The sequence below is a fragment of the Pseudoxanthomonas sp. CCNWLY206-1 genome, assembly GCF_039710385.1.
Lineage (GTDB): Bacteria > Pseudomonadota > Gammaproteobacteria > Xanthomonadales > Xanthomonadaceae > Pseudoxanthomonas_A.
In genome coordinates this window covers 531,777-548,860 of record NZ_JBDKXI010000003.1, presented here as the reverse complement: position 1 = coordinate 548,860, position 17,084 = coordinate 531,777, and the positions used below count along the sequence as shown (strand labels likewise).

The window sequence follows — 17,084 nt, the reverse complement described above, 5'->3', positions numbered from 1 at the left end:
AGGCTCTCAGACAGCGAGCTTGCGCTCGATGGCGTCGAACAGCTGGCCGGCGATGTTCAGGCCAAACTGCGCATCCAGCTCGCGGACACAGGTGGGGCTGGTGACGTTGACCTCGGTCAGGTAGTCGCCGATCACGTCCAGGCCCACGAACAGCATGCCGCACCGCTTCATCTCCGGGCCTACCTGCTGCGCAATCCAACGGTCGCGCTCGGAGATCGGGCGGCCTTCACCACGGCCGCCGGCGGCCAGATTGCCGCGGAACTCGTCGCCCTGCGGGATCCGCGCCAGCACGTAGTCCACTGGCTCGCCGTCGATCAGCAGGACGCGCTTGTCGCCGTCCTTGATGCCGGGGATGAAGCGCTGGGCCAGTGTCAGCTTGCCGGGGCCGACCAGGGTTTCCAGGATCACATTGGTGTTGGGATCACCGGCCTTCACCCGGAAGATCGAACGTCCGCCCATGCCGTCCAGCGGTTTCAGCACCGCCTCGCCGTGTTCGGCGACGAAAGCCTTCAGCGCAGCCGGGTCCCGGCTGACCAGCGTGGGCGGGCAGCATTGTGGAAACAGCAGCGCCGCCAGCTTCTCGTTGAAATCACGCAGGCCCTGCGGGTCGTTGACGATCAGCGCGCCCGCCTGTTGGGCGATGCCCAGCACGTGGGTGTCGTAGAGATATTCCGCGTCCACCGGCGGATCCTTGCGCATCAACACCACCTGGCCTGGGCCGAACGCCAGTTCATGCGCCTCGCCCAAGGTGAACCAGCCGGCCTTGTCGTCCTTGACCGCCAGCGGGGCGACCTGGGCGACCGCCACGCCGTCGCGCAACGACAGCCGGCCGGGGACGACGTAGTGCAGCCGATGGCCGCGCCGCTGGGCTTCCAGCAGCATGGCGAAGGTGGTGTCCTTGGCGATCTTGATGGACCCGATGGGGTCCATGACGACGATGACATCGAGGGGCATGGAATGTTTTGCGGGGGGCATTCGGAGGACCGCGCGATGTTAGCAGGCCGCCAGGGTTTGGCCGGGCCGACCGGGAAAACAAGCCCTGATCCGCTGTGTTCTGGCCCACTGGCACAACTGCGACGGGGTTCGCATCGTGGCATTCAGCTTGGGGGTATCCGAAAGCGCCGCTTGACAGTGTGCGCCGTGGCTGGGATATAAGTAGCATCGCAGCGGGGCCGGCAGGTCAAAGAAGCGCCGCGCGCACGGGGAAATAAAGTCAATGATGCAGAACAAAGGCCAGGCCGGTGAACTTAACGGCCTCAGGGTCATGGTGATCGATGATTCGAAAACCATACGGCGTACCGCAGAGACCCTGCTAAAACGTGAAGGTTGCGAAGTGGTGACCGCAACGGACGGTTTCGAGGCCCTAGCCAAGATCGCCGACCAACAACCGCAGATCATCTTCGTGGACATCATGATGCCGCGCCTGGATGGGTATCAGACCTGCGCGTTGATCAAGAACAACCAGGTGTTCAAGTCCACGCCGGTCATCATGCTGTCCTCCAAGGACAGCCTGTTCGACAAGGCGCGCGGACGTATCGTTGGGTCGGAGCAATACCTCACCAAGCCGTTCACGCGCGAGGAACTCCTCGACGCGATCCGTTCGCACGTCAGCACCTGACCTAAGATACGGACATGCCGTTCATTCCGACATCGCATACAGGGGGCGGGTCGTGATTCGTACACCGTTCGACGTTTTGGCCGAATACGAGCGCCGCAGCCTGGCGCACGCAGTGGTATTGCCGGCACGGGAAACCGCCCCGGATCAGTATCGCGGCGTCGGTTACCGGGTCGGCAAGCGCCGGCTGATTTCCAATTTCGGCGATGTGGTCGAAATCGTGCCGTTGCCGCCAATGACGCCCGTGCCGGGTGCACAGCCGTGGCTGCTGGGTATCGGCAACCTGCGCGGCAACCTGTTTCCGGTGGTCGACCTGAAGCAATTCCTCGAAGGCGAGCGCACCGTGTTGCACGAAGGACAGCGCGTGCTGGTGATGCGCCAGCCCGGAGGCGATGTGGCGCTGACCATCGACGAGTTGTATGGGCAGCGCAGTTTCAGCGAAGCGCAGCAGACCGATCCGGGCGAACTGGCCGCGGGCCGCTACGAGCATTTCATCGATCGCGCGTTCCGCAGCGACGAGCAGGATTGGGGTGTGTTTGCGTTGTCCTTGCTGGCCAGGACGCCAGAATTTCGCCAAGCCGCGCTTTGAACGCGGATGGCCATTGAACGAAGTTTCATTCGAATTTTTCAGGGGTTGAATTGATGAGCACCGCAACGGATTCTCCCGCCGCCGCCAAAGTCGGCAGTTTCGGCAGCAGCTTCTGGCTGGTCATGCTGGCGATATCCGTCGTCGTGTTCGGCGCCAATACCGGCATGGCCACGTACGAGGGCAGCCGCCTGGCGGGCGCCGGTACCGGCGCGGCCGACTTGCAGGTGCTATCGCAGCAGCTCGCCGTGCAGGGCCGCGACGCCGTAGCCGGTGACGCCGAAGCCTTCAAGGTGTTCCGCGGTACCCGCGAGCAGGTCGCATCCACCATCAGTAGCCTGCAGTCGCGCTTCGGCAACGAAGGTTCGGTGACCGGACCGCTGGAGAAGCTCACCGCGACTTGGGGCCCGCTGGGCAAGAACGCCGACCAGATCCTCAGCAGCGAGACGGCCGTGTTGGCGCTGGCGGGCAACGCCGATCGCTTCGCCACCCAGATTCCCCAGCTTCAAGCACAGTTGAACGAAGTGGTGCGCGCGATGTCCGCTGGCGGGGCGCCGTCCTCGCAGATATACAGCGCGTTGCAGCAGGTGGTGCTGGCCGGCACCATGGCCCGCCGCGTTACCGAAATCCGTGCCGGTGGTACGGGTGCTTCCAATGCCGGCGATGCGCTTGCCCGCGACGCGGTGCTGTTTGGACAGGTGCTGGACGGCCTGCGCAACGGCAATCCCGATCTTGGCGTGGCTGCGGTCCGTACCCCTGCCGCGCTGTCGGCGCTGGACCAGTCGCAGACGCTGTGGAACAACATGAAAAAGGATCTGGACGCCATCATGGGCAGTTCCAAGAACCTGTTCGCCGCGCAGTCCGCCGCCAACTCGCTGTCCCACGGTGCCGGCCAGATGCTGGAAGACAGCAAGAAGCTGTTCGATGCTTTCACCGCATTCGGTTCGGCGCGCGATACCCGTATTTTCCCCAACTTCTGGATCTCGGTCGTGGCCGGTGCGCTGCTGCTGGTCTCCATCGGCGGCTTCCTCTACAGCTTCTACCGCGCACGCCAGCGCGAGCAGGACATGCGCTACCAGACCCAGGTGGAATACAACAGCCGCAATCAGCAAGCGATCATGCGGTTGCTGGACGAAATCAGCTCGCTGGGTGAAGGCGATCTGACCGTGAAGGCCTCGGTGACGGAAGACATGACCGGCGCCATCGCCGACGCTATCAACTACGCCGTGGACGAACTGCGCAACCTGGTGACCACGATCAACGACACCTCGGTGCAGGTGGCGGCGTCGACCCAGGAAACCCAGGCCACCGCGTTGCAACTCGCGGAAGCGGCCGGGCACCAGTCCGACCAGATCAACAGCGCGTCCGAGCGCATCAACGAAATCGCCGTCAGCATCGACCAGGTGTCGCGCAACTCCACCGAATCGGCCGAAGTGGCGCAGCGCTCGGTGCAGATCGCGACCGAAGGCGCGGGCGTGGTGCGCGAAACCATTCGCGGCATGGACCAGATTCGCGACCAGATCCAGGAGACCTCCAAGCGCATCAAGCGCCTGGGCGAGTCCTCGCAGGAGATTGGTTCAGTGGTGGAACTGATCAACGACATTTCCGAACAGACCAATATCCTGGCCTTGAACGCAGCCGTGCAGGCTGCTTCGGCAGGTGAAGCCGGCCGCGGTTTCGCGGTGGTGGCCGACGAAGTGCAGCGCCTGGCCGAACGCACCTCCGGCGCGACGCGCCGTATTGAATCCCTGGTGCAGACCATTCAGGCCGATACCAACGAGGCGGTCAGTTCGATGGAACAGACCACCGCGGAAGTGGTATCGGGCGCTCGCCTCGCTGAAGACGCCGGCACCGCGTTGGGTGAAATCGAGCGGGTGTCGCACGATCTCAACAACCTTATCAAGAACATCTCCGGCGCCGCGCAGCAGCAGTCCGCCGCGGCTTCGGACATCACCCAGACCATGGGCGTGATTCGTCAGATCACCTCGCAGACATCGCTGGGTGCCGGACAGACCGCCGAATCGATCGGCCACTTGGCACAGCTCGCCGCGGACCTGCGCCGCTCGGTGGCTGACTTCAAACTGCCGGGCTGAGGACGGAAATCACGGATGAAAGTGCGAATTCTTCTTGCTCCGCTGTATCAGGACGATGGCTTGCCCGTCGGCCCGGGAGTGCGCTCATGAGTGCGTTGCGCGAAGCCATGAGCCACGCGGTGCTTGGCTGGGTCAAGCCTGAGCTCGACGAAACCCTGCGCTTGGCACGGTCGGAAATCGAGGCGTTCGTCGAGTCGCCGAGCGATGTCGGACGCATGCGTTTCTGCGCCGGCTATCTGCACCAGGTGCAGGGCACGCTGCGCATGGTCGAGCTGTACGCACCGGCAATGGTGGCCGAGGAACTGGAACTGCTGGCGCAGGCGCTGCAGGAAGCCGCGGTCGCTGATCACGATGAAGCCTGTTCCACCTTGATGCGCGGCGCGGTGCTGCTGCCGGATTATCTGGAACGGCTGCAGGACGGCCACCGCGATATTCCGATCGTGTTGCTGCCGCTGCTCAACGAAATCCGCGCGGCGCGCGGCGCGTCGGGCTTGAACGAGAGCATGCTGTTCCCGCCGGGCAGCGAAGAAGGCCTGGCTCCCAGCGAAGCCGAGATCGATCACGCGCGCGGCAGCCTGAGTGGCCGTAACCGCGAGCTGTTGGATACCGTCGGCAACGCGGTGAAAGAAGAGCTGCTGCGGGTAAAGGATGCGCTGGACCTGCATCTGCGTACCCAGGGAAATGCGACGGAACTGGGAACCCAGGTCGCCGAGTTGGGCAACGTCGCCGATACCCTGGGCATGATGGGCCTGGGCATGGCGCGCAGCGTGGTGCTGCAGCAGCGCGATACCCTGCGCGAAGTGGCGGAAGGCGCACGTCCGGCTGACGAGGACACGCTGCTGGATGTCGCCGGCGCGCTGTTGTATGTCGACGCCTCCTTGGACGATCAGGTCGCGCGGCTGGGCCATTCGGAAGGCGCCAGCGCCAATGACGCCAGCGCCGCCGAGTCGCAGCGCACGGTCGAAGTGCTGGCCCAGGAAGCCATCATCAATTTCGCGGCGGCGCGGGAGAAGTTCGTCGCCTTCATCGAAACCAATTGGGATCACACCGAACTCGCCGACGTACCGCGTTTGTTGGATGAAGTGGCCGGCGCGCTGCGCATGCTGGAACTGGGCCAGGCTTCCGACTATCTGATCGGCGTTCGCCGGTATGTCCATAACGAACTCATCGGCAAGAAACGCGTGCCTGGTGGTCAGCAGTTGGACACGCTGGCCGACGCCATGGCCAGCCTGGAGTACTACCTGGAAGCGCTGCGCGAGCGCCGCCCCAACCGCGAGGAAATCCTCGAGATCACTCGCGCGAGCCTGGAAAATCTGCGCTACTGGCCATTGCCAGAAGAAACCGAGTTCGCCGGAGCGACAATCGTCGAGACCGCGCCTGCCGTGCTCCCCGTTGCGGAGCCGCCACCGTTGCCGTTCAGTGCTTCCGAGTTCGAACCGGCAACTGACGCTCCCGCCTCCTCGATTCCCCTCGGCAGCCACAGCTTCGACCCCGTCAATTTCGACGAAGGCGAGCTATCCAGCGAGCCGGCGCCGGATGATGGCGGCCAGCGATACGACGCAACGGAATTCGAGTTGCCGACCGAGACGACGGCCGATACGAACGCTGCATTGTCCGAAAACGACGAGTCAGTCGTTCCCACGGTCTCTCCTGAACTCGACGGAACGCTCCCGCCGATCACATTCGGAACCGGCCTGGAAGCGCCGGTGGCCCCGACGGCGCCGGAAACGGCACCGGACGCAGCGCCTCCCGCTTTGTCCGCCGCGACACCCGCGATTGCCGGTCCCACCGCTGGCTTCGACGGCGATTCCGCTGATATCGACGATGAAATTCGCGAAGTCTTCCTGGAGGAATTCGAGGAGGAAATCGCCAACCTGCGCCAGCTGCTGCCAGCGTGGCGCGCGCAGTTGGACAACCTGGACCAATTGCGTCCCATCCGGCGCGTGTTCCACACCCTCAAAGGCAGCGGCCGATTGGTTGGCGCGAAAGTCCTGGGCGAGTTCAGTTGGAAGGTCGAGAACATGCTCAACCGCGTGCTCGACCGTACCCGGCCGCCCAGCCACGCGGTTGCCGCACTGTTGGAACTTGCCTGCGAGGCGCTGCCGGAACTTTATGCCGCGTTGCGCGGACAAGGCACCATCACCGCCGACTTGGCCGGCTTGCAGGATCTAGCGGACCGCTTGGCCGCAGGCGAAGAGGTTTATTACAGCGCCACACCCGCGGCGTCACGCACGGTCGAAGAGCCGCCGGCAGCGACAGCAGCGCCCATGCCGGCAGTTACGCCTGCCGCCGCGGCGCGGATTGGCTATGACAACGAGCTTGAAGGCACGCCGGCATCGGTCGACGCCGTGTTGCGCGAGATTCTGGAAGTCGAAGTCGACAATCATCTGGATACCGTCGACGCCTGGCTGATGCAGGCGCAGGCAGCACCACAGCCGGCCAGCGAAGCGCTGTTGCGGGCCATGCACACCATGAATGGTGCGTTGGCGATGGCCGACGTACCTGAGATCACCGACGTCACCACGCGTGCTGAGCAGTACATCAAGCGCCTGCTGGAAGCGGCGGAAACCCCGACACCGGAAGGTGTATCCGCGCTGGGCGATGCCGCGCAAGCGGTTCGCCGAAGTGTCGCCGCATTGCAGGCGCCGTCGCCGCGCATTCCGGTATTCGCCGCCTTGGCGGGACGGCTGACCGCATTGCGCGACAGCTTGCCCGAAACCAGGCCATCCGCGCAGATCGTCGCCGACACCCAGGGCACCTACATGGAGACGCTGCCGAATATCGCAGCGCCCCTGGCGCCGGAAGACATCGAATTGTCGGCGCTGGATCTTTCCGCTTACCTGGACAAGCCGGCTAGCGCGGGCATCGGCGAAGCCTCGTTGTCTGATGACACGGCTGCGAGCATCCCGCCCAGTTCTTCCACACAGCAGGGTGTCACGTTCTTCGACGTCGACTACCACTTCAAGCCATGGACCCCCGAGCCGGAACCGGTCACGACCGAGCAGCAAGACACGACCTCCGCGGACGAAGGCATCGCCTTCACCAGCGAGCCGTTCGATAGCGAGCCAGTGACCACGGACGGCGGCGAATCGCAGCTGGTCGAATCGATGCCGGCCGAGCCGTCCATCGAACAGGCATCGGCCGAAGTATCGGCTGAGCCGGTCGATTCTTACGAACCGGCGACGGAAGAGGCGCCTGTTGAGACGGCTGGCCACGATCCATCGATGGCCGAAGACTCACTGCTGCAAGAAGGAGCCGCGTCGCAAGAAGAAGCGCTGTCGGAAGACCCGTCGACCATCGAGGAAATCGTCCTCTCCTCGTCCGACGATGATCGCGTGGACGACGAAGTTCTCGCTGCTGGTTCCGAAGTTTCCGACGGAGCGACAATCATCGAGGCGCCCGTCGAAGATCAAGCGATCTCCTTCGAGAGCCTTGAATTCGAGGTGGAAGAGATAACGCTGGAAACCTCCACCGAAGAAGCGTCGGTTGGCGAGGCCGAGGAAGAAATCCTTCTGTCATCCGATACCCCGGTGTCCGACGCCGTTTCGGCCGACGACGTTTCGCAACAAGAACCGACTTCGGCGCCCATCGAAACGGTCGTAGAGGCGATCACGGAAGCGGTCGCCGCTGAGTCGGAAGACGTCGCGCCGGTAGACGCCGAATCGGCAGTAATCGAGATCGAATCGGAATCCGAACCTGCTTACAACGCAGATGCCGAACCGGCCACTCAAGCCGGTGCGGAAGCGGAGGCAGAAACGAAAGCCGAAGCAGAAACTGAAGCGGAAATCGAAGCCCAAGTCGAAGCGGAAGCCGAAACCCAGACCGAAACCGAAGCTCAGTCGGAAGTCGAACCGGTCGAGACCGCCACTGTTGAAGCGGCGTCGATCGGGGAAGTCGAAAGCGACCGTGCTACCGAAGTCACCGAAGCCGTCGAAGAAGCCCCCGCGGCACACGCGATCGACACGGAGGTTGCCGACGCTGACGCTGATGTCGGCACCTTCGAACCCGAAGACGAGACCGAAGTCGAGGAAGCCGTTGTGGCCAATGCTGCTGCCGATCTTCCCGATGACGCCCTCGATACCACCGGCCTGGATATGGATCTCGTCGAGATCTTCATCGAGGAAGGCAACGACCTGCTCGACCATTCCGATGACCTGCTGGCGAAGCTGCGCGAAACACCGGAAGACCGCACGCTGGTGACCGGTCTGCAGCGCGACTTGCACACGCTGAAGGGCGGTGCGCGCATGGCCGGCATTCACCCGGTCGGCGATCTGGGTCACGCCATCGAATCGATGCTGGAATCGATCGTCGGTCAGCGCACCGATCTGGACCGCGACGCCATCCGGTTGTTGGAGCGTGGTTTCGATGGCCTGCATGGCCAACTGGGCCGCGTCACCGCGCGCCGTGCCGTCGCTATTCCGGACGTGCTGATTGCCGAATTCAATGCCCGCGCTCGCGGTATCGCTCTGCCGGCCGCCGTCGAGGCGGTGGACGCCGCGCCCGCCGCACCGTTGGCACCGCTGTCCGCGCCGGTTGAAACCGAACTTGCCCCGGTCCTGCAGGAAGAAGAATTCTTCCCAACAGGCCAACAGGAGCAAGTGCGAGTACGCGCGGACCTGCTGGACCGGCTGGTCAACCATGCCGGCGAAGTGGCCATTTACCGCGCGCGTTTGGAACAGCAGTTGGGCGCATTCCGCGGCGCCATGTCGGAACTGGACCGCACCAACACGCGTTTGCACGACCAGTTGCGCCGCCTGGATCTGGAAACGGAAGCGCAGATCGTCGCTCGCTACCAACGCGAGCAGGACAAGCAGGATCCCACCTTCGATCCGTTGGAACTGGACCGCTTCTCCACCTTGCAGCAGCTCAGTCGCGCACTCGCCGAATCGGCAGCCGACTTGACCGGTCTGCAAGGCGTGCTGGACGACTTGGCTCGCCAATACGACAGTTTGCTGCATCAACAGTCGCGCGTGAGTTCCGAGTTGCAGGACGGCCTGATGCGCGCGCGCATGGTGCCGTTCGAAGGCATCGTGCCGCGTCTGCGCCGCGTGCTGCGCCAGGCCGCTGCCGACACCGGCAAGCAGGTCAAACTGCAGCTGTCCGGCACCCACGGTGAAATGGATCGCAACGTGCTGGAACGCATGACTGCGCCACTGGAACACCTGCTACGCAACTCTGTGGCGCATGGTCTGGAGTCGCCCAAGGCGCGCCGCAAGGCGAACAAGCCGGAAGAAGGCACGGTGCAAGTGATCCTGCGCCGCGAGGGTTCGGAAATGGTGCTGCGGGTGACCGACGACGGCGCCGGCCTGAACCGCGAAGCGATTCGTCGCCGCGCCGAACAGCGTGGATTGCTGCAGCCGGGCGCTACCATCGCCGACATAGACCTGGATCGGATGATCCTGGAGCCCGGTTTCAGCACCTACGATAGCGTCAGCCAGCTGGCCGGACGCGGCGTTGGCATGGACGTGGTCCACAATGAAGTGCGTCAGCTCGGCGGTACGCTGGATATCGAGTCCAAGCCAGGGCAGGGCGCCACCTTCACCCTGCGCCTGCCACAAACATTGGCCGTTACCCAAGCGGTGTTCGTGCAGATCGGCGAGACTCAGTTCGCAGTGCCGGTGGCGGCGGTCAGCGGTATCGGCCGCATCAGCCACAAGCGCTTCGAAGCCGCTGATGGCAACTATGTGTATGGCGGCGAAGAGTACACGCTGTATGACCTGGGTTCGCTGGTCGGACATGCGCCGGCACGCGCCGAAGGACAGCCGCAGGTGCCGCTGTTGCTGGTCAGCGCGGGCGACCTGCGGGTCGCGGTCGCGGTGGACCAAGTGCTCGGCAACCGCGAAATCGTGGTCAAGCCGGTGGGCCCGCAGATCGCTTCGATTCCGGGCATCTACGGCGCCACCATCACCGGTGACGGCAGCATCGTGGTGATCCTGGACGTGGCACCGTTGGTACGCCGCCACCAGGCGCAACCACAGCAGCCCGCCGCCCGCGTATTGACGCAGGAACAACGCGGCGTACCGCTGGTCATGGTGGTCGACGACTCGTTGACCATGCGCAAGGTCACCAGCCGCGTGCTGGAGCGCCACAACCTGGAAGTCACCGCCGCGCGCGATGGCGTCGAGGCACTGGAGCGCCTGGAAGAACGCGTGCCGGATCTGATGCTGCTGGATATCGAGATGCCGCGAATGGACGGGTACGAACTGGCGACGGCGATGAAGGCCGATCCGCGCTTCAAGAACGTGCCGATTGTGATGATCACTTCGCGCACCGGCGACAAGCATCGCCAGCGCGCGTTCGATATCGGCGTACAACGCTACATGGGCAAGCCATACCAGGAATTGGATTTGATGCGGAACGTTTACGACTTGCTGGGAATCGCCCGTGTCCGCGAGTGACTCCAAGCGCGTAGCGCTGTTGGCCCGTCCTGGTCAGGCACGCGAGCGGTTGCGGGTAGCGCTGCACGAAGCAGGCGCGGAGATCGTGCTGGAAGACGACCCCAACAGCGTCGATGGCGAAGCCTTGAGCGATAGCGCGCCGCAGGTAGTTTTGGTAGCGCTGGAGCCAGCCATCGAGGACAGCCTGTCTCGATTCGATGCCGTGTTGCATGATCCAGCCGTGGCGGTGATCTTCGACGAAGCCGAACTGGCCGCCCGCCGCGACGGTTGGGAAGCCAAGCGCTGGGCGCGCCATCTGGCAGCCAAGCTGCACGGCCACCATGACGTGCTGCCGCCAGGACGCGAGGAAGAGGACACCGGCGGTGCACTGCAACTGGAACCGGGTCTGCCGCCTACGCCCGCGCAGCTGCACGCCGATGCCGAAATAGACCTGCATCTGGAAGAAGCCGCGGACATGGCGTTCGAACTGCCGCGCGACGGCTATGCGTTCACCGAAGCCGCGTCCAGACCGGATTTCGACAAGGTGGTCGACGTCGACGATTGGCTGCGCGTGGCAACGCCACCGCCACTGCCGCAGCCGCCACCATTGCCGCCTGAGCTTCCGGAGCGAACAGCCGAATCCGTTCCCGCCACTTCCAAGTGGGAACTCTCGCTGGTGGAACTGGAGCCGGTGGGAGGCGCATCATCCTCTTCCGCTGCTCGCCAGTCAGGCGCTGTGTTGGTATTCGCCGGTATCGGCGGTCCGGACGCCGTGCGCAAACTGTTGAGCGAACTGCCCATCGATTTTCCGCGGCCGGTGCTGATCCACCTAAGGCTGGATGGCGGGCGCTACGACAATCTGGTTCGGCAGATGGAGCGCGTTGCATCTATGCCGGTGGAACTGGCCGAAGTCGGTAAAGGCGCCGAAGCGGGCCGCATCTACGTGCTGCCCGGTGACGTAACCTTAGCCGTGGATGGTGGATTGGTGAGCTTCCGCAACGGCGACAGTGTGCGGGAAGCGATCGCTCAACTTCCGCCCAAGGACAGCAGCGTGCTGCTGCTCAGCGGCACTGATATCGCTTACGTTGAGCCCGCGGTGGCGCTGGCCAGGCAGGGCGCGCTGGTTGCCGGCCAATCGCCGGATGGCTGCTACGATCCCGCTGCGTCCAATGCCTTGGCTGCGCTCGGCGGCGACATCGGGACGCCCACTCAGCTGGCGCAACGTCTTACCGATCGCTGGATCTGAGGATCTGAGGAAAACACATGGCCCATTCCAACGATGAAATTCGCGGCGTCCTGATCCAGGCTGGACAGGATCGCTTGCTGCTACCCAACGCGACTGTTGCCGAGGTGCTGTCGCGAGCGCCGGTGCTTCCCATCGAAGGTGCGCCGGCATGGCTGCCTGGAAAAATCGATTGGCAAGGTTGGCAGGTGCCACTCGTCGCTTTCGGCCGACTGGCAGGCAATCCCAACGACGCCATTTCGCTCAACAGCAAGATCGTGGTGCTGAAATCGCTCAGCGGCAGCGAGACCATGCCGTACTTCGCCTTGCTGACGCCTTCGTTCCCACGGCTGGTGTCGGTACCTCGAGACGGCTTGCTGGCCGATGCGACCGAGGACGAACTGCCGGTCGGCGTGCAAGTGCGCGTACTGCTGGGCGACGAAACCGCGGTGCTGCCGGACCTGGAGGTCGTGGAAAGCATGCTGGTCGACGCATTGGCTCGGGCGGCGTAGCTTTTTTTGCCGCGGGTTCTAGGCGGCTGTAGGAGCGGCGTCCCGCCGCGAGCTCTTTCAGTCAGATCGGCGGAATCCAAAGAAAAGCTCGCGCCGGGACGGCGCTCCTACATTGGTGCCGCTATTTGAACGTCTACTGTTCGGTAGACACGGCAGACAAATGCGCGCGCGATTTGCGGCAAGCCCCCTGACAGATATTCACGCGGATTCGACGGCGCTGAACCTTGGCTTGCATCGGATATGACGATTCATCGCGGATTCGGCTGAAGGGTGCCAACTTTCTTCCCGCTGTTACACGAAGTGAGGAAGCACTGATGAAACATGCTCCTTTCCCGAGTTTTCCCGCTCTGACGCTTCTGCTTCTTGGCGGCATCGCCACTTCGGCAACTGCGCAGAATCAGGTCGCACCCAGTCAGCCGCAGCCATCAGCCCAGCAAGCAATCACCAGTACTGCCGCCGCTTCCGGGGGCGACCGCAGCGTGACGCTGCAAGAATCCAGTGGGCCGGTCACGGTTACCTGGGGTCAGCCGCGGACGTTGCCGAATGCCGCGGATTATCAAGCCAAAGTCGCGGACCTGGATCGCAATGGTGACGGCGTATTGACGCGCGCCGAGGTCCCGCCCGAGCATGCGTTGAGCAGTGAATTCAAACTGGTGGATCGCAATCACGACGGCAGGATAACGGCGGCTGAGCTACAAAATTGGCGTTGACGCTGGGTTTCCACCAACAACGGCCCGTGAATGTTGTCTGCTCTATAGGATTTTCCAACGATATTTTCGCGTTCGTCGTCCCTGCGCGGGTGGATTCAGCGCCAATCCTCCTAAATCCCAAAGCCACTGAATTCGCTGGCGCGGGGACGACGACTTCTCCGACTTGCAACGAAGCGAACTTAGAGCCATCGAAAGATGGCTCTATTTCTGCGCGTTTGTTGCAGCGGCAGGCCATCGGAAGAGCTCGCGGCGGGATGCCGCTCCTACGGGTTTCGGTCATTGCAAGTTACCAGTCATTGTAGGAGCGGCGTCCCGCCGCGAGCTCTTCCCAGACGACCGACTGAAAGCAAAGAACCTCTTCCATCACACCAACCCTGCGGACCTACAAATCTCCAAAGCGCGATTGCAACGCGGCAATGGCCGCCAATCCAGCAGTCTCCGTACGCAATATGCGCGGCCCTAAACGCAGCCCGACGAAACCCGCTGCACGCAAGGCTTCGCGGTCACGCGGCGACCAACCGCCTTCCGGGCCTATCGCGATAGTGACCGGTGCGGCCGCCGGTATCGCCAATGTTGCCAATGAGGTTTCGCCGAACGGATCCAGTGTCAGTCGCAGCGATTTCTCCGTTGGTGCATTGATGGCCTGAAGCAGCGGCAGGGGAGCGGACAAGCCGGGAACGCGCGCGCGGCCGCTCTGTTCGCACGCCGACACGATGACGCTGCGCCAATGCGCGACGCGCTTTTCCGCACGTTCGGCATCCAGCTTGACCTCGGTGCGCTCAGCGATGACTGGAACGATGGCAGCCACGCCCAACTCGGTGGCTTTCTGCAGGATAAGGTCCATCTTCTCGCCGCGCGCGATGCCTTGCATCAGCGTGATCGCCAAGCTGGATTCGTTGTCCACCGGTTGCGATGACAATACTTCCGCAGTGGCTTCACGTTTGCCGATGCTGGCGATCCGGGCGGCATAGTCGTGTCCATCGCCGTTGAACAATACGCAATCGTCGCCTTCGCGCAGGCGTAGCACGCGGGTGAGATGGTTGGCAGCCGACTCCGGCAGCGTGACCCGTTTGCCAGGGGAAAGCGCAATGTCTACGTGGCTCCGCGTCAGTCTCATGCCGTGGCCTCTTCGATTGCCTCATGTGTGGTCCTGGCCAGCAATGCCAGTTGATCGTCATCCACGCAATACGGCGGCATCCAATACAGCACATCGCCCAATGGGCGCAGCACGACACCGCGAGCGAGCGCGGCGCGATAGGCGCGCAAACCGATCCGGGCGGACGCAGGAAACGGCGTGCGTTTGTCGCCGCCCTGTGTCAGTTCGAACGCTACGATCATCCCGGCCTGGCGCACGTCGGCGACGTGCGGATGTTCACCAAAAGGCGCCGCGAGGGCTGTCATCCGTGCCGCTGTCGATTGGTTGCGAACCAACGCGCCATCTTCCTCGAAGATCCTCAACGTGGCCAATGCTGCCGCGCAGGCCAGCGGGTTGCCCGTGTAACTGTGCGAATGCAGGAAGGCGCGTTCGCGGGAGTCATCCAGGAACGCGTCGTAGATCGATTGCGTCGTCAGTACCGCCGCCAAGGGCAGGGAGCCGCCGGTCAATCCCTTGGACAGGCAGAGCAGGTCGGGCATGACACCGCTCTGTTCGCTGGCGAACATCGTGCCGGTCCGCCCGAAGCCCACCGCGATCTCATCGGCGATCAGGAAGATGCCATTGGCATCGCACAGCTGGCGTACTCGCTTCAAGTACTCCGGATGATGCATCCGCATGCCGCCAGCGCACTGTACACGCGGCTCCAGCACGACAGCGCATACCTCGCCTGGGTGCTGGTCCAGCAGACCGGTCAGCGCGTCCGCGGCGTACCGCGCGCGATCCTCGGCCGATTCGTCGGGGCCCGCCAAGTAGGCGTCGGGCGACGGCGCGAACAGGGCTTCGGCCAAGAGCGGCGCGTAGACCCGCCGATACAGTGGGATGTCGCCCACCGCCAGCGCGCCGATGGTCTCGCCGTGGTATCCGTTTTCCAGTGCGATGAACCGGGTGCGCCGTGTCTCGCCGCGATTGTGGAAATAGTGGAACGCCATCTTCAGCGCCACCTCTACCCCGGCTGAACCATTGTCGGCATAGAACACCTTGGCCAGCGGCGGCCTGTCAGGCTGCCTTGGCGCGATGGCCAGCAGTTTTTCCGCCAGCTCCACGGCCGGCTCATGAGTAAATCCAGCCAGCATCACGTGTTCCAACTGGATGGCCTGGCGGGCAATGGCGGCGCCGATACGTGATTCGGCATGGCCGAACAGATTGGTCCACCAACTGCTGACCGCATCCAGATAGCGGCGCCCGTCGTGACCCACCAGCCAAGCGCCTTCGCCGCGGGCGATCGGCACCAGCGGCAGGGTGTCGGGGTGCTCGCGCATTTGCGTGCAGGGATGCCACACCACGGACAGATCGCGCCGACGCCAAGCATCGGCCTCTGATAGCATTCTCACTTCATGATCCGTTTTTCGCATTCCCCCATCATATCGGTCGCGCCGGCGCGCCGTCCCCGCCTCTTCTGGCGACCCGAGGGGCCATGGATGATCTCCCAGTTGATGGCAGACCCCTCGTGAGCCGCCGCCTTCCCACCATTCACGGCATCACCGAGCGCGTCGAAGGCCCGGGGCGGAGCGTGGAAGAGCTGGACCTGGAATTCAGCAATGGCGAACGCCGGCGTTTCCATCGGCTGAAGACGCAGGGCCATGGTGCGGTGGTGGTGGTGCCGATGCTCGATGACGACACCGTGCTGTTGGTGCGCGAGTACGCCGCCGGCGTTCACCGCTACGAGTTGGGACTCGTAAAAGGGCGCATCGATGCCGGGGAAACCCCCGAGCAGGCCGCCGACCGCGAAATGAAGGAAGAAGCTGGCTATGGTGCCCGCCGCATCGACGTGCTGCGGACGCTAAGCCTGGCGCCCACTTACATGAGCCACCAGTCCTGGCTGGTATTGGCCCGTGATCTTTATCCGGAGCGCTTGCCCGGTGATGAACCTGAGGAGTTGGAAGTAGTGCCGTGGAAACTTGATGCCCTCGACAGCCTGATGCTGCGCGAGGATTTTTCGGAAGGTCGTTCGCTGGCCGCTTTGTTCATTGCCCGCGAATGGCTGCGTAGTCGTCCATGATACGGATGCCCGCCGATCTCAACGAAGCCGTCATTGTCATCGCCCGCGAAGCCGGGGCGGCGATCATGGCCGTATACGACAACGTGTCGTACGAAAACGCGCTTGCAGTGGAACACAAGGCCGATGCCAGTCCCCTGACGGCCGCCGACATGGCCGCACATCACGCCATCGTCGAAGGCCTGCAGCGTCTGACGCCGGAGTGGCCGGTGCTGTCGGAGGAAGCCGCGAATATCCCGTGGTCGGTGCGCAGCCAGTGGGGAACTTACTGGTTGGTGGATCCGCTGGACGGCACCCGTGAGTTCATCAAGCGCAACGGCGAGTTCACCGTCAATATCGCTCTGATCAAGCACAACGAACCGATCTTTGGCGTTGTGTTCGCACCAGTCACCGGCGAGCTGTGGCATGCCGAACAGGGCCGGCATGCGTATCGCCGCCAGGGCGAGGTGGACGTGTTGCTGCGCACGCGCGTGCCTGCGCAGGCGCCGTTGCGGGTGGCCGCCAGCCGGTCCCATCGCGATGCGCGCACGCAGGCGTTTCTGGAACGCATGGGCCATATCGAAACCATCGGCCTGGGCTCTTCACTCAAGTTCTGCCGGATCGCCGAAGGTACGCTGGATGTCTATCCGCGGTTCGGTCCGACGTCGGAATGGGACACCGCCGCGGCGCAATGCGTGCTGGAAGCGGCTGGCGGTGCGCTGTTGGCGCCGGACGGGCGCGCCTTCCGCTACAACCGCCGCGACACGTTGTTGAATGGCGATTTCGTTGCGTTGGGTGATCCCGCGTTGCCGTGGCGCGATTGGCTGGCGAGTGACGA

Annotated in this window: 11 protein-coding genes and 1 pseudogene; 9 read left to right on the top strand and 3 right to left on the bottom strand. The window is 63.6% G+C overall.

Annotated features, from left to right (window positions below):
- Positions 1 to 6: 6 nt before the first annotated feature.
- Positions 7 to 954: a glutathione synthase gene (gene gshB / locus AADW18_RS10195; protein WP_337343251.1), complete on the bottom strand. Its 948-nt coding sequence runs from the start codon at positions 952 to 954 to the stop codon at positions 7 to 9.
- Between the two features lie 262 nt (positions 955 to 1,216).
- Between gshB and pilG the strand changes: the two genes are divergently transcribed.
- From pilG to AADW18_RS10160, 7 genes are all read left to right on the top strand, one after another.
- Positions 1,217 to 1,618 carry a twitching motility response regulator PilG gene (pilG, locus tag AADW18_RS10190; protein ID WP_337343250.1) on the top strand — a complete coding sequence of 134 codons (402 nt, stop codon included), beginning with the start codon at positions 1,217 to 1,219 and terminating at the stop codon, positions 1,616 to 1,618.
- Positions 1,619 to 1,673: 55 nt separating this feature from the next.
- Positions 1,674 to 2,204, top strand: coding sequence for a chemotaxis protein CheW (locus AADW18_RS10185; RefSeq protein WP_337343310.1), 531 nt, complete (start codon positions 1,674 to 1,676; stop codon positions 2,202 to 2,204).
- Positions 2,205 to 2,257: 53 nt separating this feature from the next.
- Positions 2,258 to 4,294, top strand: a complete 2,037-nt coding sequence (locus AADW18_RS10180; RefSeq protein WP_337343249.1) for a methyl-accepting chemotaxis protein — start codon at positions 2,258 to 2,260, stop codon at positions 4,292 to 4,294.
- Positions 4,295 to 4,380: 86 nt separating this feature from the next.
- Positions 4,381 to 10,692, top strand: a complete 6,312-nt coding sequence (locus tag AADW18_RS10175) for an Hpt domain-containing protein (protein WP_337343248.1) — start codon at positions 4,381 to 4,383, stop codon at positions 10,690 to 10,692.
- A complete protein-coding gene (locus AADW18_RS10170) occupies positions 10,679 to 11,917 on the top strand; it encodes a chemotaxis protein CheB (RefSeq protein ID WP_337343247.1) in 1,239 nt (412 codons plus the stop codon). Before AADW18_RS10175 ends, AADW18_RS10170 begins: the two co-directional genes overlap by 14 nt.
- Before the next feature lie 17 nt (positions 11,918 to 11,934).
- Positions 11,935 to 12,405, top strand: a complete 471-nt coding sequence (locus tag AADW18_RS10165; RefSeq protein ID WP_337343246.1) for a chemotaxis protein CheW — start codon at positions 11,935 to 11,937, stop codon at positions 12,403 to 12,405.
- Between the two features lie 314 nt (positions 12,406 to 12,719).
- Complete coding sequence (locus AADW18_RS10160; protein WP_337343245.1) at positions 12,720 to 13,115, top strand: hypothetical protein; 396 nt, start codon at positions 12,720 to 12,722, stop codon at positions 13,113 to 13,115.
- 382 nt (positions 13,116 to 13,497) lie between these two features.
- Here AADW18_RS10160 and AADW18_RS10155 read toward each other — a convergent pair whose 3' ends face one another.
- Together AADW18_RS10155 and bioA are read right to left on the bottom strand one after the other, a co-directional pair.
- Entirely contained in the window at positions 13,498 to 14,232 is a 735-nt protein-coding gene (locus AADW18_RS10155; protein WP_337343244.1) for a 16S rRNA (uracil(1498)-N(3))-methyltransferase, read from the bottom strand.
- Positions 14,229 to 15,623, bottom strand: coding sequence for an adenosylmethionine--8-amino-7-oxononanoate transaminase (bioA, locus tag AADW18_RS10150; protein ID WP_337343243.1), 1,395 nt, complete (start codon positions 15,621 to 15,623; stop codon positions 14,229 to 14,231). Before bioA ends, AADW18_RS10155 begins: the two co-directional genes overlap by 4 nt.
- A 95-nt stretch (positions 15,624 to 15,718) precedes the next feature.
- Here bioA and nudE point away from each other — a divergent pair, with 95 nt between their 5' ends.
- Together nudE and cysQ are read left to right on the top strand one after the other, a co-directional pair.
- Positions 15,719 to 16,270, top strand: coding sequence for an ADP compounds hydrolase NudE (nudE, locus tag AADW18_RS10145; RefSeq protein ID WP_337343242.1), 552 nt, complete (start codon positions 15,719 to 15,721; stop codon positions 16,268 to 16,270).
- Positions 16,267 to 17,076, top strand: a pseudogene (gene cysQ / locus AADW18_RS10140) (3'(2'),5'-bisphosphate nucleotidase CysQ); the annotation flags it as partial. The gene nudE and the pseudogene cysQ, both read left to right, overlap by 4 nt.
- Positions 17,077 to 17,084 lie beyond the last annotated feature (8 nt).